Origin of the sequence: Pedobacter frigidisoli, assembly GCF_032678525.1 — a bacterium.
In the GTDB taxonomy this organism is placed as follows: domain Bacteria; phylum Bacteroidota; class Bacteroidia; order Sphingobacteriales; family Sphingobacteriaceae; genus Pedobacter; species Pedobacter frigidisoli_A.
Map to the genome: position 1 here is coordinate 245,690 of NZ_JAVTSE010000001.1, position 18,954 is coordinate 264,643.

Annotated in this window: 21 protein-coding genes; all 21 read right to left on the bottom strand. The window is 36.8% G+C overall.

What is annotated here, in order from left to right; genetic code table 11:
• Positions 1–4: 4 nt before the first annotated feature.
• Positions 5–946: a glycosyltransferase family A protein gene (locus tag R2Q80_RS00990; protein ID WP_316797801.1), complete on the bottom strand. Its 942-nt coding sequence runs from the start codon at positions 944–946 to the stop codon at positions 5–7.
• Positions 947–1,750, bottom strand: coding sequence for a glycosyltransferase (locus tag R2Q80_RS00995; RefSeq protein ID WP_316797802.1), 804 nt, complete (start codon positions 1,748–1,750; stop codon positions 947–949).
• Positions 1,735–2,541: a hypothetical protein gene (locus R2Q80_RS01000; protein ID WP_316797803.1), complete on the bottom strand. Its 807-nt coding sequence runs from the start codon at positions 2,539–2,541 to the stop codon at positions 1,735–1,737. Before R2Q80_RS01000 ends, R2Q80_RS00995 begins: the two co-directional genes overlap by 16 nt.
• 124 nt (positions 2,542–2,665) lie before the next feature.
• On the bottom strand, positions 2,666–3,481 hold the full coding sequence (locus tag R2Q80_RS01005; protein WP_316797804.1) for a hypothetical protein: 816 nt from the start codon (positions 3,479–3,481) through the stop codon (positions 2,666–2,668).
• A 32-nt stretch (positions 3,482–3,513) separates the two neighbouring features.
• Positions 3,514–4,410, bottom strand: coding sequence for a glycosyltransferase (locus tag R2Q80_RS01010; protein WP_316797805.1), 897 nt, complete (start codon positions 4,408–4,410; stop codon positions 3,514–3,516).
• Entirely contained in the window at positions 4,403–4,927 is a 525-nt protein-coding gene (locus R2Q80_RS01015) for an acyltransferase (RefSeq protein ID WP_316797806.1), read from the bottom strand. The genes R2Q80_RS01010 and R2Q80_RS01015 overlap by 8 nt, the downstream gene beginning before the upstream one ends.
• A gap of 5 nt (positions 4,928–4,932) precedes the next feature.
• The gene (locus tag R2Q80_RS01020; RefSeq protein ID WP_316797807.1) at positions 4,933–6,075 is read right to left on the bottom strand and encodes a glycosyltransferase family 61 protein; all 1,143 of its coding nucleotides are present in this window, start codon (positions 6,073–6,075) and stop codon (positions 4,933–4,935) included.
• Positions 6,076–6,987: a glycosyltransferase family 2 protein gene (locus R2Q80_RS01025; protein ID WP_316797808.1), complete on the bottom strand. Its 912-nt coding sequence runs from the start codon at positions 6,985–6,987 to the stop codon at positions 6,076–6,078. It abuts the gene before it with no gap.
• A 15-nt stretch (positions 6,988–7,002) separates the two neighbouring features.
• Positions 7,003–7,713, bottom strand: coding sequence for an FkbM family methyltransferase (locus tag R2Q80_RS01030; RefSeq protein ID WP_316797809.1), 711 nt, complete (start codon positions 7,711–7,713; stop codon positions 7,003–7,005).
• On the bottom strand, positions 7,713–8,540 hold the full coding sequence (locus R2Q80_RS01035) for an alpha-1,2-fucosyltransferase (protein WP_316797810.1): 828 nt from the start codon (positions 8,538–8,540) through the stop codon (positions 7,713–7,715). The genes R2Q80_RS01030 and R2Q80_RS01035 overlap by 1 nt, the downstream gene beginning before the upstream one ends.
• A 5-nt stretch (positions 8,541–8,545) precedes the next feature.
• Positions 8,546–9,472, bottom strand: coding sequence for a glycosyltransferase family 2 protein (locus R2Q80_RS01040; RefSeq protein WP_316797811.1), 927 nt, complete (start codon positions 9,470–9,472; stop codon positions 8,546–8,548).
• Positions 9,453–10,193: a class I SAM-dependent methyltransferase gene (locus tag R2Q80_RS01045; protein WP_316797812.1), complete on the bottom strand. Its 741-nt coding sequence runs from the start codon at positions 10,191–10,193 to the stop codon at positions 9,453–9,455. The genes R2Q80_RS01040 and R2Q80_RS01045 overlap by 20 nt, the downstream gene beginning before the upstream one ends.
• Complete coding sequence (locus R2Q80_RS01050) at positions 10,183–11,277, bottom strand: hypothetical protein (RefSeq protein ID WP_316797813.1); 1,095 nt, start codon at positions 11,275–11,277, stop codon at positions 10,183–10,185. The genes R2Q80_RS01045 and R2Q80_RS01050 overlap by 11 nt, the downstream gene beginning before the upstream one ends.
• Positions 11,261–12,394, bottom strand: coding sequence for a glycoside hydrolase family 99-like domain-containing protein (locus tag R2Q80_RS01055; protein WP_316797814.1), 1,134 nt, complete (start codon positions 12,392–12,394; stop codon positions 11,261–11,263). Before R2Q80_RS01055 ends, R2Q80_RS01050 begins: the two co-directional genes overlap by 17 nt.
• Positions 12,379–13,278, bottom strand: coding sequence for a hypothetical protein (locus R2Q80_RS01060; RefSeq protein WP_316797815.1), 900 nt, complete (start codon positions 13,276–13,278; stop codon positions 12,379–12,381). Before R2Q80_RS01060 ends, R2Q80_RS01055 begins: the two co-directional genes overlap by 16 nt.
• A 13-nt stretch (positions 13,279–13,291) precedes the next feature.
• Positions 13,292–14,107 carry a glycosyltransferase family A protein gene (locus R2Q80_RS01065; protein WP_316797816.1) on the bottom strand — a complete coding sequence of 272 codons (816 nt, stop codon included), beginning with the start codon at positions 14,105–14,107 and terminating at the stop codon, positions 13,292–13,294.
• Positions 14,104–15,021, bottom strand: a complete 918-nt coding sequence (locus R2Q80_RS01070) for a glycosyltransferase family 2 protein (protein ID WP_316797817.1) — start codon at positions 15,019–15,021, stop codon at positions 14,104–14,106. The genes R2Q80_RS01065 and R2Q80_RS01070 overlap by 4 nt, the downstream gene beginning before the upstream one ends.
• Positions 15,006–15,842: an alpha-1,2-fucosyltransferase gene (locus R2Q80_RS01075; protein ID WP_316797818.1), complete on the bottom strand. Its 837-nt coding sequence runs from the start codon at positions 15,840–15,842 to the stop codon at positions 15,006–15,008. The genes R2Q80_RS01070 and R2Q80_RS01075 overlap by 16 nt, the downstream gene beginning before the upstream one ends.
• Positions 15,843–16,553, bottom strand: a complete 711-nt coding sequence (locus R2Q80_RS01080) for a DUF268 domain-containing protein (RefSeq protein WP_316797819.1) — start codon at positions 16,551–16,553, stop codon at positions 15,843–15,845.
• A complete protein-coding gene (locus tag R2Q80_RS01085) occupies positions 16,534–17,820 on the bottom strand; it encodes an ABC transporter ATP-binding protein (protein WP_316797820.1) in 1,287 nt (428 codons plus the stop codon). Before R2Q80_RS01085 ends, R2Q80_RS01080 begins: the two co-directional genes overlap by 20 nt.
• Entirely contained in the window at positions 17,808–18,950 is a 1,143-nt protein-coding gene (locus R2Q80_RS01090) for an acyltransferase (RefSeq protein WP_316797821.1), read from the bottom strand. The genes R2Q80_RS01085 and R2Q80_RS01090 overlap by 13 nt, the downstream gene beginning before the upstream one ends.
• Positions 18,951–18,954: the final 4 nt, after the last annotated feature.

Genomic DNA, 18,954 nt, shown 5'->3' on the forward strand with positions numbered 1-18,954 from the left:
TGATTTAGCAATCAAGAAGAGCTTTTATTCTTTTGGTCAATTTCCAGCCAAATATTGAATTGAAAATAAATGTAATACCACCTGATTCCGGCTTTATAGATGATCCTCCCAACGATATAACATGTCTTTCAATTTCCTTAATCAAAGGCTTATTGGTAGGATAAATCTCATAAATACAGCTTTGTAACATGTTGGCACAGCATGTTTTGATGTTTTCCTGTTCTCCATAGGCTTTTATAGCATACTGGGTTGAAAGATATACCGAGTGATAAAGTGAATGATAGGCAGCTTCTCCCTTTTTATCAGAAAGGCCTTTTATGCCAGATCTATAGAAAAATAATGCAGCAGGGTTCATTATAATTTTACTGGTCTTAAGAAACACCCGGGTAAAAAATTCGAGATCATCGTTAAGGTTGAGTCGCTCATTCCATAAACCGGCCTGATCAACTATGGACCGGTGCATTAATATACGTCCAGGGGTAGTCATGGGATTGCAAGCTTGCCAATAGCGTAAAATCCATTGTTTAAAGCTCAGTTCTTCCTTAAAAATTGGCTCTTCTTTAAAACTTTCGGTATCATCATGGTAAAACCGACCCCATCCCGAAACAACAACTACATCGCGCTGATAATTGTTGGATTCGACCTGTAGTTGAATGAAATCTTTTGGTATAAGATCATCCCCATCAAAAAAGATGATATACTCTCCAGTGGATTTTTGATAGGCCAGATTTCTAGCCGACGCGGCTCCAGATCGATTTATGGAGAACACAAAAATCCTGGGATCATTTATAGTATTGATCTGTGCTAACGTATCGTCTTTCGAACCATCGTTTACGACAATGATTTCGAGTTTCCGATAGGACTGGTTGCAAAGCGATGTTAATGTATCTGCTATATATAACCCACAGTTATGGGCAGGAATACAAATGGAGATTAAGGGGAACATCTACTTTATACCGTGTTTCTTTTTTAATTTTTCGAAGATGGAAGACTCAGAGTAGCGCTTATTCTTATCATACTGATAATTTTTCCACACTTCGTTCCATAGATGAAGCGTGTATGAATTCTCGGTAATCCTTCGGCCTGGCATTGTCTGAGGTTTAAATATTGGCCTTACCAGCTCCTTGTACTTACTTAAATTACTTCTATCCTCCAAAATAAGCTCCCCAACGTTTTTCCAGTTTATTGGATTGAAGAAGTCATATTCCAATGCATTTTCCTGCAATTTAAGGTCTTTTATTGTCTGTTGGAACAGAAAAGGACCAGCTAAGCCAAAATCCATATTTTGAAGGTCGATTTGATTTATTTTATCTAGGCAATAATCCATGAAAAAATGATCGATTGGAGCTTTAAAAATGCAATTGTTCACCACTGAGCCATATTCACCTTCATTACTGGTGCAGAAAATAAGATCTGAGGTTAAATCGAGATATTTAAGGCAGATGATATCCATGTCTACCCACCATCCACCACGGTTTTTGATCAGTAATAAACGGAATACATCGGCAAAACCTGAAACAGATCCTTTGGCCCATCCATCTTTATACCTGAAAATCGATTCTTCTTTCATGATCTCATTTGCATCAAAAATCTTAGTTCCTGCAGGAATATTTTTGATATCCTGATAGGTATATAAATGAAATTCATGCCCGTGGTCCAAAAAAGATTGTATACACAATTTTTCGACATTCGAAAACTGCTCTCCAATCCATAGTGATTGGACATGTTTGGGGGCTACGAGGTTTTCCATGCTTTTGCGAAATAGGCAATTTTGGATAAATCAACATAATGATGAAGTATCCCTTCTTTTTGGGTTACCTGATCAGGTGTCGGGTTTACGATGTATTTGTCTTTATTTAGGCGTACTGATTTGGTTTCCCCGATAATCATTGCGGTTAGTGCCTGCTCCAAGAAGTACGAAGTATTTTCAGCCTCTTCAAGACCGGTTATCCAGTTCTCGAGTGTTCTCCAGGATATAGCACTGCTTTTTAGTCCTATAACACCAACATTGATTAATGGCTGAATTTTTGATCCGGATAGTTTCTCCATTATTGTGGTAGTGTAGCCATAAGATTGTTCACAGTCTTGCATATACACTGGACTTTGTGGAGATTTTAGCCAATTCGTGATATCATTGGCGCTTTGCCAGAACAACATGTCCGAATCCATCACAAGTTTCCAATCATTACCATCCTGAATAGAATGGATATCAGTCAGCTTTTTAATATGTGGATAGATGAGCCTTTTATGATGCAGAGCAGGGAATTCTTTTTCTGGTAAAACTAGGTTTAAATTCTTTTTTATTTGTAATGCATCGACTATTTCGATGTTTTTTACCTGTTTATTGATTAGACTAATAATATCCTTATTGAAAGTACCATCATCAACCAGTATAAATCTGAATATATCAGGATGGTATTTTACAGCCGATGTCATGCAGAAAAATGTTTGATAAAGGTATTTGTCACCTGTTAGGAAATAAACGGGCAGGCCTCCCGGATTGGAACCGATTTCGGGAAGCGACCGAACCGCTCTTTTCATTTTACTGTTATTAAGTTGCATCTGCCAATAGCTAAATATACCCCCATAACGTTGGTACGTTTTCAATTTGCCTTTTGGGTAGCGGTAGACTATGTCGATTATTTTTTGGTTAAACATAAAAACTTTAGCTAAGAAAGAATGCATCGCGCCAAAAAAGATGTCTTACATTGCTGGTGTAATGTCTGCCTATATACTGCTTTTTTGTTGGACTAAGGGATTGATCATCATCATTAAAATTGGCAATAATTTGCTGCTCCCATAGCACTCCAAGTGAACCACTTGCTATTTTTGCAAAAATGGTCTGCTCTGATAAAAAATCATAATTGGGATGAATAAGGTTTAAGGCCTCATCTATTTTATTTTCTTCATATAAGTTTATTCCATGAGCATAAATAAGACCAGCATTAAAGCTGCCATATTTTTGGAGGCTTCCGTTAAAGAACTTTAATAATCTTTCATCATATGACCCTTTCCAATCGGCCGATCCACCACAAGCTGTTGTTACTTGGTTTTCGGGCCAATAGGGGAGGAAATCCTTAAAAAACAGGATGTCGCTATCAATCCAAACCACGGGCTTTTCTTCTGCGTGGTGTAAAATGATGGCCAGCTTTTTACCAAAGGCATTTAACCGGGCATAGGATGCAATAGCTTTTCTACGTTTTACTAAATGGTAATTTACACTTTCTTCCCAGTCGTTGATCTGGATTTTACCTTTCCAGAATTTTAAAGATCTGGAAATTTTTTCTGATGAAATAGAACCATCTGAAGCTATAATGAGCATTGGTAGCGTTGACCACTTTTTGCTAATGGTTAATAGGCAAAGACTTACCATTCTGATATGAGCTTTACCTGTCATCATTAATATGACCTGATCTGATGTATCCTTTTGGATAGTTTTATAGGTTTTAAAACGCAATAAAAATTTATATATCACTGGCATCCTGTAGGATAAAGATTTTTTTATCTTATTGATCATGTTGCCAGGCCATCAAAAATTCCACATGCACCTTTCCATTTTATGTAATTTGTTTTATTGCTCCAAGCTTTATAAGCGAACCATGCCCTGATTTTTCTGATTGGTACGCTATATCTATGGATTTTTTCCCATGGGCAGATGTTGTGAGATAAGAGTAGGATTACCCACGACTTGCTGCTTTCGTTGGTTAGTTTGCTGATGTATTTAAGGGTTGTTCTTGATGCGGGAATAAGGTGTTTCAATACTAATGATGGAAAATATCCTACTTCCCAGCCTGCTTTTAACACTTCTATAACAATGTCATTATCACCTCCTGAGCTCAAGCTGTTACCTGTTCTGTCCAGAATATAATGTTCTTTATTCAAATAGGTCTTTAAGGCATTCATGCTTAAAATCATTCCTGCACCAACCGGTGATGGCTTAGGAAAGGTGTGTTCCCAACTGGCAAGTATCACTTCTTCACCAAGGTCTCTAATGGCCAGTAATTCATAAAAATCAGCAAGCCAGGCTTCGGGCGCACTGTCGAATGCCGGGAGAATTTTACCGCCAGCTGCTCCTAAATTTAAGTTTTCAGCAAAAATTGAAGCTGCATTGTCCAGATAATCTGGCGTTAAAAGATTGTCGTCATCAACGAGCACAACTAATTCACCCTTTGCAGTCTTTATACCGGCTAAACGAGCATAGGTAAGCCCTTGTCTTAGCTCTTTTATCAGCCGATAATTGAGCGAAGGTGAACAGTTAATTTTTACGTCCTTGCTCGAGTTATTATCTACAATAATCAATTCCCAGCGGTCTTTAGAGAGGCGTTGTTCTTCGAGGTGTTTGATGGTTAAATCTAATTTCTCCTGATTGGGATTATAAGTGGGTATAATTACACTAATCAGTTTAATCATTTCTATAGCCGATAATTTTTGCAGGAACACCAACAGCGATTGCGTACGGTGGTAAATCTTTTGTAACTACTGCACCTGCACCAACCACACACCCATCGCCAATATTTACATTACCCAATACTTTAGCTCCTGCGCCAATCCAAACATCGTTACCAATATGTACAGGCAACAAAATGTCGCCGTGAGAACGGATCAGAATGTGCTTTGATGGAATGTCGTGATTCGAACTCACAATAGTGGCCTGCATGGCAATCAGTACATTATCCCCAATCCAGACATTCCCATGCCCGTAAATTACCACATATTCTCCAATATATGTTTTTTTTCCAATGTTGATCTCTCCACCATAAGCTTTCAATACGCTACCTTTTAATAGTTCAGATCCTGCTCCTACAGTGATGGTTCCTTTTTTAGTTGAAAAGCCCTTTGAGATAAATACATTCTTGCCAATGGTAACAGAACTGGGGAGCATGATGCCAAAGAACCTAAAATAAATCCTGTACCAAAATGATATCATTCGTGTTAGATAAAGTTGCATAGTGTTTCCTTTAAATATCCGAAGCCGGTTTCTCGATTATCAGGATTGGAAACATCGAGATTTACAATAAAATGGTTTAGCCTTAAAACGGAAGAAATTCGGCTATAGCAAGGCTGAAAGGTTTTGCCGTTTGGCAAAATTTCGAGCACTTTAGTATCCTTTCTGCAAAAAATAAGATTGCTCAGGCCTGCTCCATGGGCAGAAATCACATGTGTGGCTTCTTGTAGTGTGTGGATGGTTTCTTCTGGTGTAAGCTGGGTCAGATCAACACATCTTATTGCCGGAAAAACATCCAAAATCTGCTCTTCCCAGCTGATGTGCCTTTCTTTTAATCCTGCTCTGGTTATCCAGATTACCTGTTTATTATTCTGTGTAGCCTCTACAGCAGGTGCTACACTAAATAATTGCAATAGGGAATTAATACTCCATTTGGAAAGTTGTTGATCTTTGATCAGTCGGTTCGTAAACATCAACTGTTCGCAGGTTATATGATCGGTATCCATTACCCAGATCACCTTATCAATATTGATAGAGGCTTTTTCCAACCAGTTTAACTTCCATTGAGTTGATGGTCCGTTGAGGAGGATATAACTGGTAAAATCAACGATTTCACGGCAGTAATAAAGTTTTAAAAGCGATTCGAAAAAATAGTGGTAAAAACCGCCATCGGCACCATTGGTCAAACAGGAAAGAACGTACCCATCTAAGGCTTTTTTAGGTGGAAAGTGGACCATGTTGGTAAATGGCGATTTACCAAGTGTTGTGGTCCATTCTTTTGCCGATTCTTCAATAAATGATTTTTTTTTTGCATCATACACGAATCCGTTGTTGCCGATGATGCTACCGCCAGGAATTTTATATAAAATTCTGTCAGGCTCTTTAAAAATACCAGTCAATTCATACCGATTTTGACCGTTAACTTTTCTCAGGATGGGAGGATAATTTAAAAATGATGCACCATTGGCATATACAATTGTTTCGCCTATTTCAGTCTTTAAAACCATAGGCCTCTCTTCGGGTACGTCAATCGCTTCTCCTTTTTTATTGCGATACAGTTGATCAAAACACCTAATTTTATAGGGATAATTGGTAAAAAGAACTGTAATTATTTTTTTGAGAACCTTCATTTATTTTATCATCTTTTTAACCAGTGGAAACAAAAGACCTAATGGAATTATTTTGCTTAACAGGTGTAAAATGTAAATTTTATCTGTGTTTAAATTCAGGTTGTATTTGGCTTTTAAATCGATAATTTTTTTAAGTTTTGAGAAATTACCAGACAGGATAAATACATTTTGCACCTTTTTAATTTCGGACTCGATTGTTGATTTATTTAAGAGATCGGAATAATCGCAGAGGTACCGCTCAAGAAATTTAAGCCTGCATTCCCAGCACCAGAGTTGATCTCCACTTAGACCATGACCGTGTCGCAGTGAAAAAGCGATGGTATTGTCGATGTGTTTGAATCTGGTGCCTGCCAATGCCAATCTGATATGGATATCTGCATCTTCCCAACAATTTAAATCTTCATTAAATCCATTAATGCTGCGGAATGTATCGGCATGATAAACGGTATTAATAATACCGAGAGGATTTGCGAGCAGATAATCGGCTGGTTTTGCCGAAAGTTCAGCTTGGCTGTAACGCCATCGGATTAAAACAGCTTTATTGCCGATGTCTATCCAATCGCAATCGCCAAATATAACTTCAGCATGATCATTAACGATAACGGTTTTAACTTCTTCAACAAATGTACTGCTGAATTTATCATCCACATCATGAAAATGGATATAATTACATTGGGTAGTTTGTGCAAGCATGTTGCGTGCCGCACCAACGCCTTTGTTGGTTTCAGCTGTGATATATTTATAGCCCGATTTTTTTATTAAATTTAAAGAATCATCAGTGCTCCCGTCATTGTAAAAAATAACTTCATCAAAAGTTGAGGTCAGCTCTTTAAGGTGTTCGCAAAATTCAACAATATAATTGGCGCCGTTATAAACAGGTACTAATAATGCTATTGTTGGCCGATGCTCCATGGAAAACCAAAAAAATTATTTCCTATATTTTAGCAAAGCTGAGTCTATAAAAATATCATTCAGAAAAGTGTCCGCGATGAGAAAGTATCCGTTCTTTTCCAATATCGCCCTTATCTGATTATTCTTTCTCAAAAATCCTTCATCATCGGTATGAAGATTTTCAACACAGATGATCTTAGGCCTAGTGCTTCCAAAATTATAACTTTCGAGTACTGATTCATCTAAACCTTCTACATCTAGAGAAAGCAGATCAGGAAAAACGCCTTGGCAATAGGTTCGAATAATGCTGGAAAGGCTCAGGCAGTTAATACCTATAATTTTTTTTATGGGATAGCCTTTAGCCGCAAGTTCTTCGGCTTGTTTCTTTACAAAAGTATTGAGCTCCGGCTGCTCCATCATATAAAAATCGATATTTTCGGAGTCTGTTGCACTGATGCCAATATTAAGATTTTGGTCTTGAGGGCGGAATTTTTTAAATGCACCAATCAGATCTGGGTTTGCTTCAATGTTGATTCCACGGCAGCCGAATTTATAAAATAGTGCTGTATTACTAAGGTGATAAGGATGGTGGGCGCCGATATCAAGATAGCTGGGTGCTTCAATCCCAAGATATTCTCTAAAAATGGATTTTATAATCAGGTCTTCTCCATATTGAGCATAAGATATTCTTTTAAACCTGTTGTTTGGCTCAAAGGTGTTTAATAATTTTCTAAGCAAATTTTTCATTATTTAACTGCTATTTGTTCCCAGTTATCAGGAATAATATTTTTAGGATATTCTGTATTGATATTGAATCCCAGCCAGTATTCAGGACAAAATATCTTCTTGGTCGATTTAGCATTTAGATAGGCAGCCCACCAGGCAAAAGAGCTATTGGATACGATGCAAATGTCAGCATTCATCATAAGTTGAAAGTCTATAATCAATTCATTATTATGAAATTCGGCATTTTCGAGATGGCCAAAATTTAACCTGGCAAATTCAATGTCATCACTGATGAACATTAACCTATAATCGTTCAGGTTGTTAATGGCTGCGAAGCATTTCTCATAATAAGTAATTGGAAGGGTTAAGTTGTTGCTGCCCAGATTTTCTAACCACCAATCGTCCAAATGGAGATAATCGCCCCTTCTTAAATGAATGGCAATGGTTTTTTGTTGAGAGAAGGTTTTTTCAAACCTTTTATTGAATGCGCTTTTATGCTCTGCCCTAACTTTGATTAACGAATCGATAACATCTTTTGTCTCTTCAAAAAAGCTTTCCGACTGAAAATAACCTACATACATTTCATTGTTTTGGGCAGGTGTATTTGGGGTTATTTCATAATGTTGAAGCGGCTTTAAGAGATAACCCCTTTTTATTTTCAGGATAAGCTTATGGATAAAATTGAGTTTTGGATGATATTGGGGGAGCTCGAAATAATCTGGCAAGGTAAAACGCTCTATTTTTTCGCTAATGAAATATTTTGTATTTAGCTTTTTTGCAAGCGCCGTGATAAAAGCATACTGAAATAACTGATTGCCCAACCTGCATTGTATAGAAATACCGACCATAGTTCTTAGATATACTTGTTTATTTTGATCCAGATCCTGTGCAGCAGGTATCTCATTTTCCAATGTGTTACGGGGCCATGTGCATCAGTGCAACAGATGAGTTCGTGATCTATGGCCCAATTTTTACCCATTTCTGGGTTATGTGTTTTTGCCTCTTGATGTACATTGGCTACAGCTAAAGGCGCTTTGATTAACTTTTTCTTTTTACCGGGTAACATCCTTAACCACAGTTCGTAATCCAGAGAACACATCAGTTCTTCCCAAATGGGCTGATGTATTTTTGACGACCAGAAAGTGGAGGGTTGTTGCAGTGTTGGCATCCTGATCAAGGCATCTATCAAAGGAAGTGTTCTGGTGAGGGTTATTTCATTTTTTTGTGAGTCAAAATTCTGCGAATAGCCATAGACAAATTCAGCTTGGGTTGCCATAAAGGTGCTGATCACTTTATGAAAAGTGTTTTCAAGGTAGTAATCATCACTGTTGATCCAGGAGTAATAGGTACCTGATGCCAGACTGAACCCTTTATTTATGGCATGCCCTTGTCCATTGTCTTTCTTCATTTCCCAAAAGCTAATCCATGGAGCGTATTTTTCGATAATACTTCTCGTTTCATCTGTACTTCCCCCATCTATAACAATGTATTCAAGGTTGGGATAGTTTTGGAGCAATACCGCCCGTATAGTTTGCTCAATGTACTTTTCCTGGTTATAGGATGGTGTTACGATAGTTAACTTAGGCCAGGCTAAATTTTTATCGTAAATTTTGGGGTTTACCTGCACATTCCAGGGCCAGCCGGTAAGTTGAGTATTGGGCTGGGGCAATCGGTTTAACTGGCCTCCATCAGGAACAACTATTGTAGATAAAGGAAAATTAACCTGCTCAGTTAAATAAGTATCTTTATAATCTGAAAGTCTAGGCAGTTGTATCTTCAAAGCTTTTAACTGTTTTTTTGGCAATAACCACGTAGTTCATCGTGTTGGTATAATCGGTAACACGGTTATCAAGGTATTCAAAAAGGATATTGATAAGCTTTATCAGTTTTAGGGTTCTGGCAATAAACCCAATGATTTTGCCCTTAAATCCTTTAATGTTATATAGTGTTGGGTAGATGGCATGTAACAAGGCTTGTCCCGCAAGGGCCCATTTACCACCACAGGGACAGATGGTTTCTACCTCAAATCCAGCCTGCTCAAGGGCCTGTTTAAATCCGTGTTTTGTAAATCTATAAAAATCGTAAGGCTCTTCGTGCAATGGCCAGTACATCGGACCGCTGATAATTAAATATCCATTCGGCTTAAGTAATCTATAAGCTTCGGCAACCAATCCCTCAGGATTTTCGACATGTTCTATGGTCTGTGTGCTGATTACTGTATCGAAAAGATTGTTCTCCACTGGTATTTTATCGGCACGGCAAATGATGTCAACAGTATTGTTTTCACTCTGTACAATATCGCACCCTAAGTAACCTTCAATTTGGTGCGCAATTAACTGTTTATAAGGTTTGTTTCCACATCCAATATCAAGTAGTTCGCCTTTGGTATGCTGTTTTAATGCTTTGAATAATTCATTATGGTAAAACTTGTAATGAAGATAAAGCGAATGATCGCGGTTAATGTTCAAATCATTTAATCTTACAATTTCCCTATCTTTCACTTTGTAAGTTTCTGATGCAGTTTTTGAAATTTTCTTCTTCGCTTACCGGTCGCAAGGCTGATGTTAGGTGGGGATTTTGCTGGCTTAACAAATTGATGAGCCCATCTACATCATGATAGGTTACTACCCCAGGATAATTATAAAAGCTTCTCGATGCCGAATCGTTGGCAATGATCGGTAATCCGCAGGCTAAGAGTTCGGGGATGCGGGTGAGAGATCCGGAGCTAGGTTCCTGATGGATGAGTGCATAATCTGCTTGCTCTACCGTTTCCAGTAATTCGTTAAAGCTTAAAGTTCCTAAAACTTCGATATTGGCCGCTAATGCCGGTGTTTTTAACTGCTCAGAACCAAAGCCGGCAACCTTGAGCTGAACAAATTCTAGATTGGATAAAGCCCCTATAATGGCTAAATAGCCTTTATAAGTTGGCGGATTATGAAATGTACCTAAAAGGAATAAATTTATTTTTTCAGCAACGAGATATTTTCGGGCTTTCCTTTTTTCCTTTACCTGCAGAAAATGTTCCATTAAAGGCTGCGGCGGTGAGTAGGGAAGATAAGCAGAACTTAACCCATAAATAGAAAGTAGCCAACTTTCCTCTCTTGAAATGGTAAAAACCTTATTGGCAAGTTTTAGAAAAGCGATTTCCTCTTTAAACCACGAAGGCGACTTTTGTTTGGAAAATGCGCTTTCATTACCGATAACCAATGATTCGATATTATGCGGTATAGCTATAAATGGAATCTGGTGTTTTCGCAAAACCTCAGCCAATAATAAATAATAACCAGAAGTTGATTCCCAGATAAATAAATCAGGTTTACAGTTTTTAATAAAAGATTCAAACTTAAGGAGGTAACGCCCTATTGCATAGGTGCTTTTTATTCCCAGGCTTAGATATTTAAGCACCGAGCTACCTTTTAGAAAGGATTGGATATGATTAGGCGCAGGTTCATATTCATCAAAATTTACTTCTTCAAATTTAATCCCAGCTGTATGCAAAAGCTCGTTAATTTGTGCCGTCCGCTTGTTTCCCCCATGCCCGTGCATGTCGGCTTTAAAATGAGAATGCTTAAATACTTTTGCCATGGCCATAAATTTCCTCTCGCAAAACTTCCAAATATCGGAGACCAAATTTTAAATCGGGTTCCAAATGGTTCCCTTCAGCCCATTCGTTCCACGATTTAAGGAATATGATTCTCTTTTGTTGTTCTCTATGCTTAACCAGATTGATATTAGCTTTTAAATGAATGCGGAACAGTTCTGGATTGGAACCGTCCAAAATCAGTCCGTTTAAACCACTTCTTGGCGAATTATCCCAGTTAGGGATAATACATGGAAAGGATGCAAAATCTTTGTTTTTAGTTCTGGTTAGAAAAGGTATCGCTTCAGCATATTTATATAGCCTCAGGGGCCTTTTAAGCCATTTATAAAAATGATAGCTTATGCCTGATTTATGCAGCTGGTTCCTTATTTTTTGATAAAAATAATGCTTGCTATTGGGAATGTTATGGTATAAATTGCCCAATAAATTCAGGTTTACTGCATCGCATCCATTTAATTCGGGGTCCCAGTCTTCATCGGATGTATTGGCTACAATATAAAGGCCTTCAAGATTGTTCTTGACCGCCAGTTTTCTGAAAAGATCGGTGAACTCGATAAGATTTGGTATTTTGTCGGGCGAGTAGATAAAAAATAAAGGCTTGCCATCAACTTTGATATAGCGTTCGTCCTGAAAAGCGGTTAATAAATAATTAAAATGATCGATATAATCCTGTTTTCCTGGATAAGTTTGTTCAATTAATATTTTTGCAGGGTTGCCATGCCATATGCCAGACCAGCTTTCGTTTGCCCAGCCTAAGCAAAACGGGAAATCAGGGCTACCGCTGGTTAAAACTTCGTCGAATGGCCTTTCAAGGAGTCTTCTCCCATACCCAAACCAGTAATGCCAGTAGCAGAAGCCTTCAATACCATATTGCTTGGCAAGATTGGCCTGTGCTTCCCTCGATTCATCTAACCTTAAGTCGTAAAAGCCCAGGTGGGAGGGGACATGGGGTTGGTAATGGCCTTTAAACAAGGGCTTTGCCTTGGCTACATTGGTCCATTCTGTAAAACCTTTTCCCCACCATTCGTTGTTCTCAGGAATTGGGTGATATTGAGGTAGATAAAAGGCAATCGCCCTAACTTTAGCTAAACCTTCTCCCATTTCTTATCTTTAATCTGTTCGAAGAATTTATTTCTGGCCCACTTTACAAATGGAATGTTTTCGTAACCTGTTGTATCATATTCGGGAAATATACCGGCTGCAATATCTTCCCTGATGAAGAAGGCATTAAAACCATATTTTTCTACACCAACGAGCTTATATCCCTTTTTTGAAGCCAGTTTGATGAATGCATTTATCGACGCACCGCTGTAAACACCAAATCCATCAATAAATTCTGTTTTAAAATTATCATTGTAAGGTACTGTCACCGAATAGGAAGTGCCCAATATGCATTGAACTTCCACTACCACTACACGGGGTTTTATTACGGTAATACTGTCCCAGATCCAATAGTCTACACCATCCATATCGATAGAAAGGAGATCTATTTGGCCTGCATAATCATGGCGGGCAATCAGTTCGTTTACATTGTTTTTAGTTACCCAGGCATTTACGAATGTAGGCGGCAGGGTGAAGGTATCAGGATGTGAACGGTAAAACTTTTTGCCTTTTTCAATAGCTTCAGCATTTCCATCAAACAGCAATCCTTGCCAACCGTGGTTGATGATCAGATTGGCTGCATTACATTCTATTCCATCCGAAGCACAGAGCTCTACAATTTTTTTATTCGTAGTGCCTATTATCGAGAAAATGAACAATAGAATGCCATCTTCCGAATTTTGCGAATATTTTCTAAACCCAACTTCGTTAAAATCATATTTCTTTATTTCCTCTTTTTGAAGGGCTTTGTATTGATTTTTAAGGATCAGTTGTGCCGTTTGTTCACCAGCAAGCAGCTTTCCGCTATCTTTCAATGATTCATCAACACCATTGATCAATCTTTTTATAAATCTGTTGATATACACAGAAATGATTTTTTTCATGAGTAAATAAACCTTATGGTTTGAGCCGATTTTTTATTTTCTTGAAAAAGCCCGTCAATACCGAATGCTTTACTTCGGGGGCAACCATAGGTTTTAATTGGTGTTTGGTGTTTACAATACCAAAGTTGGTATCCATTAAATGTTGATTTCTCATCATGCTTTTGTCGTGAAGGCGGATCAGTGTCCTGGTACCCGCTTCAGCATGATGATGGAATAAATAGCCCGATTTAAGGCACCTGATGTGAAGGTCCCAATCTTCAAGGGCAGTTAAAGATGCATCAAATGAGCCTATTTCTTTAAACAAATCTGCAGGGTAGAGCGGAGCCGATATTACAAATGGGTTTCTGAACTGAACCAGTTCTTTTTGGCTAGCTGGGCTATCTTCTAACTTCAATTCTACATGACCTATAAAATCATTACGGCCCAGTACTTTTAACTTTGCAGGCTCCTCGCTTTCAAAATAACGCATGCTCGAATAAATGATTAGCCGCTTGTGGTTCTCCAGGTGGTGATATTGGGCTAGTGCTATAGCTAATTTGTCGGGCTCTATCAGATCGTCGGCATCTAAGAGTTGAATAAAATCGCCCTTAGCAATAGAAATTCCTAGATTTCTGGCAGCTGACAAACCTTTATTCTGCTGAAATTTATACTTAAATCTTTCGTCTCTATTTAAGTAGCCCAGCGCTATTTTTTCGGTATCGTCGTTAGAACCATCATTGATTACAATGCATTCCCAATCAGGATAACTTTGGTTCAAAATGCTATCCAAACTCATTTTTAAATATTTACCCTGGTTGTAACAGGGTACAATAATGGAAACAAGTTTCATCTGATTAAATAAGATAACAATCGTTTATGAAATTGATAGCCAAGCAATGCCAGGTTAATTTTTTGTAAAAGCTGATATTTAGCACTATCCTGGTTTTGTAAAGTAACAACATTTAAAAAATTCAGGTATGCCGCACGATCCTTAATGGTTTCAAACTTTCTCCGGTACCATACTTTGAGGTAATCTCCGAAAAGTTTTTGGTATATTGGATCAACGTTTTTGTACAAGCCATAAATAACATCGATGTTTGCATCTATGGCAAGTTTATCTTGGTAGGTTGTAGATTGGGCATGAACCCGGTAAGTGGCCAAGGCCTCACTGGTTGATTTAAACTCAAAACCGCGCAATAATAATTTAAGCCAGAGTTCATAGTCTTCGCTGATCCCCCTGTTGTTAAAAAGCCCCACTTCAAAAATTGCCTCACGTTTTACCAATACGGTTAACAGGGGAATCCTGTTATAAAATAAAAAAGACTCTAAACCTTTTGCGCCGCTATAATTGGTATTGGTTACCCCGAAACGTTTATTTTCTGCGGTGGCATCATCCTGTATGTATGCATCAGAAAATACAAGTTCACAGGCTGATTGATGAAAAAAATCAACCATAAATTCCAGCTTGTTTGCTTTCCAAAGGTCATCGGCATCCAGAAATGCAATAATCTTTCCTTTAGCCTGTTTAATACCCTCATTTCGTGCCAGTCCTTGTTTTTTGTTTGCTTGATAAATGGTACTTATTCTGTTGTCTAAAGCGGCAAAGTCATTGATAATTTTGTTGGTGTTATCGGTCGAGCCGTCATCTACAATAATCAGTTCCCAATCAGCATAACTTTGCTGAATAACCGAACTGATAGATTCATTAAGGAATGCTTCCCCATTGTAAACAGGCATAATGATAGAAATTAAATTTTTATCCATTTATCGGGAATAATTTCTATCGGAGCAGATAAGAACCAATTGTTTGGAGCAATAATCATTTTATCCTCATTTATATTCAACCATGCGGCCCACCAGCTATAACTGCTATTGGCAATAATGTTATGTTTGCACTTGCTCATCATTTTCATATCTTCCCAATCCATGCTTTGGCTGTTAGAAACAACTGTAAAATGAATTTTTAAAGACTGAAATTCTTTTCTACACCAATCTGGATCGTCAGAAAATATATAAAAGTGTGGTTGTTTAATACTCGTTTTAATTTTTTCTATTGCTTGCTGATAATATGTGATAGATAGCACACCATGAAATGACTCCACCATTGGTTTTAAATAGTCACCTCTTCTAACGTGTATTGCAACCGAGCTATTATCAGCCAGTATTTTATTGTAAAGAATAATATTGGATTCCTGTACCTCAGGGAACTCAAAATCAATTAATAGCTGCTCTCTTATCCCTTTGAAATAGGTTTCATTTTGAAAATAACCGTCTAAGTACGCATTAGAAAAATTTAGTTTTTTTAAATCAATTAATTCATTCTCATCTGATTGAATAAACTTCCTAGTCTTAGGTAAAATAGCCTCTTTAACCAGATATTTTATAAGGCCCTTGGCTATTTTTATTTTTATGTTCTTAAATATAAATAGTGAAAATTTTCTCGCCGTAAAATATTCGTTGGATATTGAGTTTATAGAATAAAAATCAGTGTCAAACAGTAATTTAGAGTTTTTTGCAAGTCTTTTGCCGACTGCATATTGAAACATTTGGTTACCTAAACCGCCCTTTAATTTTACTACAACCATTTAGCTTTTAACAAACCAAAAGCAACCACAAGCATAATTTTGAGTTTCGGCGAAGTTCAAATCGGCATTACTTATAAAAGCATTTGAATCTGTCACCAAAGAAAAATCTTGTAAATCAAATCCATCCATATAGCTAATAATCGAATTAGGATTATAAATACGGTGTGCGTTAAAAGCTATCTTTTGGTTACCTACAGGTACAACGACCAACAGATTTCCATTTTTAGCACAAACTCTTTTCAATTCATTAAAGGCCTTTAAATCCCCATCTACATCTATTGGATCTCCGTACCTACCAAGTCCAATATGTTCTATGGTATGCATGCAAGATATAGATTCAATCGAATTGTCCTCAAAGTCCAATTTAGTTATATCACATCTATTAGAATTTAAATTATCTAGACTTAATGGGGCTGGCCTAAAGTCGTAAAAATCAATAGGGATAAATGCGGAAATTATACTACAAAAGTGCAATGTTGAAGAAATATCCACATGTTTTTTTGGATTAGTAGACTTTAGTATTCTTGCTGCCCACGCTGGGTGATAGATGTAATGTGCATCAAATTTTGTTTCGGACGTATTATCGTCTAAACATGGATGTAAATCAACTTCATCGATTTTAAATCTATGATCTTTCGATGCTGCCTTGAACGCTAAAAACTGTTCCAGAAAAATATTTTTTGTTTTTTTTTTAAATATTTTTTTTATCATAATAATTTTTTCTCTTTATAGAGGATTTCATCTCATTAATGATAGCACCCGTATTTGATTCTAATTTTAATCTGTTCCCATGTATTAACGTTGGAGTATATACAACTTCAAATTGGATTGCATCTTCAATAAATTGAATGTTCTTTTTATCTTGTGATAGTCCAACTTGAACATTATAACTGCCAAGTGCTAGATCTATACTGTCTTGTATAAATTCGGCTTCACAAATCCCTGGTTCAAGGGTTAATGGTCTATGCCATGATGTATTTATTGGAAGACCTAATAAATTAGTGATACCAATAGCACAGACCAAATCTTTAACGCTTTCATTAACTTCAAATTCCAAATAAATTTTCCAAGGGTTGGCAATCTCAATTTCTGATATCGGAATATCTGTAAGATTTCTGAATTCAACTTTTAGAATCGTTGCAACAGACATTTTATGATTTTCAAAAATGATACTAGAAATTTTATTGCTTAGTGAAAGGTATTTTTCCATGGTGGCATTTATATTATCTTTTATTACCATTTCCCCATTCGATAGAAGAATTCCATTTGAGCATAACTTTTTTATAGATTCCATATTATGACTCACAAACAATACAGTTCTTCCCTCTTTTTTACTCACCTCGTCCATTTTGCCCATACATTTTTTTTGGAACTCTGCATCCCCAACAGCCAGTACTTCATCTACTATTAAAATTTCAGATTGTAGGTTTGCAGCCACAGAAAACGCTAATCTAACATACATTCCTGAGCTATACCTTTTTACAGGAGTGTCAAGATAGCGGTCAATTCCAGCAAAATCGACAATTTCATCTAACTTCCGTTGAATTTCTTTTCTGCGCATTCCTAAAATGGCACCATTTAGAAAAATATTTTCTCGTCCGCTTAGCTCTGGATGAAACCCAGTACCCACTTCTAATAGGCTCGCAATTCTACCATATCCTACAATTTTTCCTGTTGTAGGTGCAGTTACCTTACTTAAAATTTTTAATAGAGTACTCTTACCAGCCCCGTTTCTCCCAATTATACCAACTGTTTCCCCTTGTTTAATTTCCAGGTTTATATCTTTTAAACTCCATACTATATTGCTTTCGCCCTTAACATGTTGATCATTACTTTCGCCTATTTTTAAAAAAGGATCTTCTTTTCCGCGAACTTTTGCTAACCAACGCTCAAAATCCTGACTTATAGTGCCACTACCAATTTGGCCTAGCTGGTAGATTTTGCTTAAATTTTCAATTTTTATTGCTATTTCTGACATTTAGCTCTATTAGTTAAGCGCTTCTTAAAATTAAGAAAGTGTATCTCAAAACAATAATATGATATGAAAGCAACAAAAATCGACATCAAAATATTGATTGGGAACTGGGCCCGTGGAAGAATTTCCGGATTATAGTTCAGAGGGATTATAAAGAGTTGCTGCCAAATATATAAACTATATGATACAACCCCTAATTTAATTATTATTGTGTTGTTTAGCATATTGAATATTAATCCTTTTGTACTAATAATTGTGGCTAAAAGCAGATAGCCTATAGCTAAATCAGATAAGACATAACCAAACGGGAGCAAGAACTTCCCGAGCATGCCCCTATGCAGGCTATAATAGACAAAGAAAACAATGAATATTGCCAAAAAATGAAAGTACTGATTACGCCAGTATTTAACTAAAGGACTAATAAAACCTTTAAAGCTTATGATCGAAAGCAGAGAGCCTAAAAATATAGCATCTGCGCCATTTAGAAACGGACCTAGTGTTTCAAGATAAAAACCCGATTTGTACCAAAGTACGCGCAAAAGTTGTGTTAAAATAATTAGTATTGAGGCGAACAACCATACTCTTTTCTTTATAAAACAAATTGTTATTGGCCAGATTAAATAAAACTGCTCTTCTAAAGATAATGACCAAGTATGACTTGAAAGCCAGGGGTTATTGTACATTATAAAATTTGTAAAATAAAATAACATTCCTAAAATAGGAGAATTACTAATTCCCAAGTTGAAGTATTTATTTAAGATATATATTGTGATGATATATAAATACAATACAGGAAAAATTCTGAGTGCTCTTTTTATGAAAAAATTATAGATAACTATTTTGCCGTTTTGGACAAGTTCTTTTAGCAGTAAGCTTGTTATTAAGAAGCCACTTAAAATAAAAAAAATCCTAACACCAAGTTCTGCGTAAATAAATCTTTCAAAAAATTGGTAGTAAAATGTATTATTAGGAACTGTTAATTTAGCATGCCCTAGAATAACCATTATAATCGCTAGCGCTCTCCAGCCATCAAGCGAAGGGAAATATGATTTTTCTAAAAAGCTTGGGATAGCGAAACTGCTGTTTAACTTAACTAAAACCGGATTTATTCTTTCTTTACCAGGATAAGCCATTAAC

What these genes read in the sequence shown, in the direction of transcription:
- R2Q80_RS00990 (WP_316797801.1), bottom strand. Translation starts at nt 946, where the DNA reads ATGTTCCCCTTAATCTCCATTTGTATTCCTGCCCATAACTGTGGGTTA.
- R2Q80_RS00995 (WP_316797802.1), bottom strand. Translation starts at nt 1,750, where the DNA reads ATGGAAAACCTCGTAGCCCCCAAACATGTCCAATCACTATGGATTGGA.
- R2Q80_RS01000 (WP_316797803.1), bottom strand. Translation starts at nt 2,541, where the DNA reads ATGAAAAGAGCGGTTCGGTCGCTTCCCGAAATCGGTTCCAATCCGGGA.
- R2Q80_RS01005 (WP_316797804.1), bottom strand. Translation starts at nt 3,481, where the DNA reads ATGCCAGTGATATATAAATTTTTATTGCGTTTTAAAACCTATAAAACT.
- R2Q80_RS01010 (WP_316797805.1), bottom strand. Translation starts at nt 4,410, where the DNA reads ATGATTAAACTGATTAGTGTAATTATACCCACTTATAATCCCAATCAG.
- R2Q80_RS01015 (WP_316797806.1), bottom strand. Translation starts at nt 4,927, where the DNA reads ATGATATCATTTTGGTACAGGATTTATTTTAGGTTCTTTGGCATCATG.
- R2Q80_RS01020 (WP_316797807.1), bottom strand. Translation starts at nt 6,075, where the DNA reads ATGAAGGTTCTCAAAAAAATAATTACAGTTCTTTTTACCAATTATCCC.
- R2Q80_RS01025 (WP_316797808.1), bottom strand. Translation starts at nt 6,987, where the DNA reads ATGGAGCATCGGCCAACAATAGCATTATTAGTACCTGTTTATAACGGC.
- R2Q80_RS01030 (WP_316797809.1), bottom strand. Translation starts at nt 7,713, where the DNA reads ATGAAAAATTTGCTTAGAAAATTATTAAACACCTTTGAGCCAAACAAC.
- R2Q80_RS01035 (WP_316797810.1), bottom strand. Translation starts at nt 8,540, where the DNA reads ATGGTCGGTATTTCTATACAATGCAGGTTGGGCAATCAGTTATTTCAG.
- R2Q80_RS01050 (WP_316797813.1), bottom strand. Translation starts at nt 11,277, where the DNA reads ATGGCAAAAGTATTTAAGCATTCTCATTTTAAAGCCGACATGCACGGG.
- R2Q80_RS01055 (WP_316797814.1), bottom strand. Translation starts at nt 12,394, where the DNA reads ATGGGAGAAGGTTTAGCTAAAGTTAGGGCGATTGCCTTTTATCTACCT.
- R2Q80_RS01060 (WP_316797815.1), bottom strand. Translation starts at nt 13,278, where the DNA reads ATGAAAAAAATCATTTCTGTGTATATCAACAGATTTATAAAAAGATTG.
- R2Q80_RS01065 (WP_316797816.1), bottom strand. Translation starts at nt 14,107, where the DNA reads ATGAAACTTGTTTCCATTATTGTACCCTGTTACAACCAGGGTAAATAT.
- R2Q80_RS01070 (WP_316797817.1), bottom strand. Translation starts at nt 15,021, where the DNA reads ATGGATAAAAATTTAATTTCTATCATTATGCCTGTTTACAATGGGGAA.
- R2Q80_RS01075 (WP_316797818.1), bottom strand. Translation starts at nt 15,842, where the DNA reads ATGGTTGTAGTAAAATTAAAGGGCGGTTTAGGTAACCAAATGTTTCAA.
- R2Q80_RS01080 (WP_316797819.1), bottom strand. Translation starts at nt 16,553, where the DNA reads ATGATAAAAAAAATATTTAAAAAAAAAACAAAAAATATTTTTCTGGAA.
- R2Q80_RS01085 (WP_316797820.1), bottom strand. Translation starts at nt 17,820, where the DNA reads ATGTCAGAAATAGCAATAAAAATTGAAAATTTAAGCAAAATCTACCAG.
- R2Q80_RS01090 (WP_316797821.1), bottom strand. Translation starts at nt 18,950, where the DNA reads ATGGCTTATCCTGGTAAAGAAAGAATAAATCCGGTTTTAGTTAAGTTA.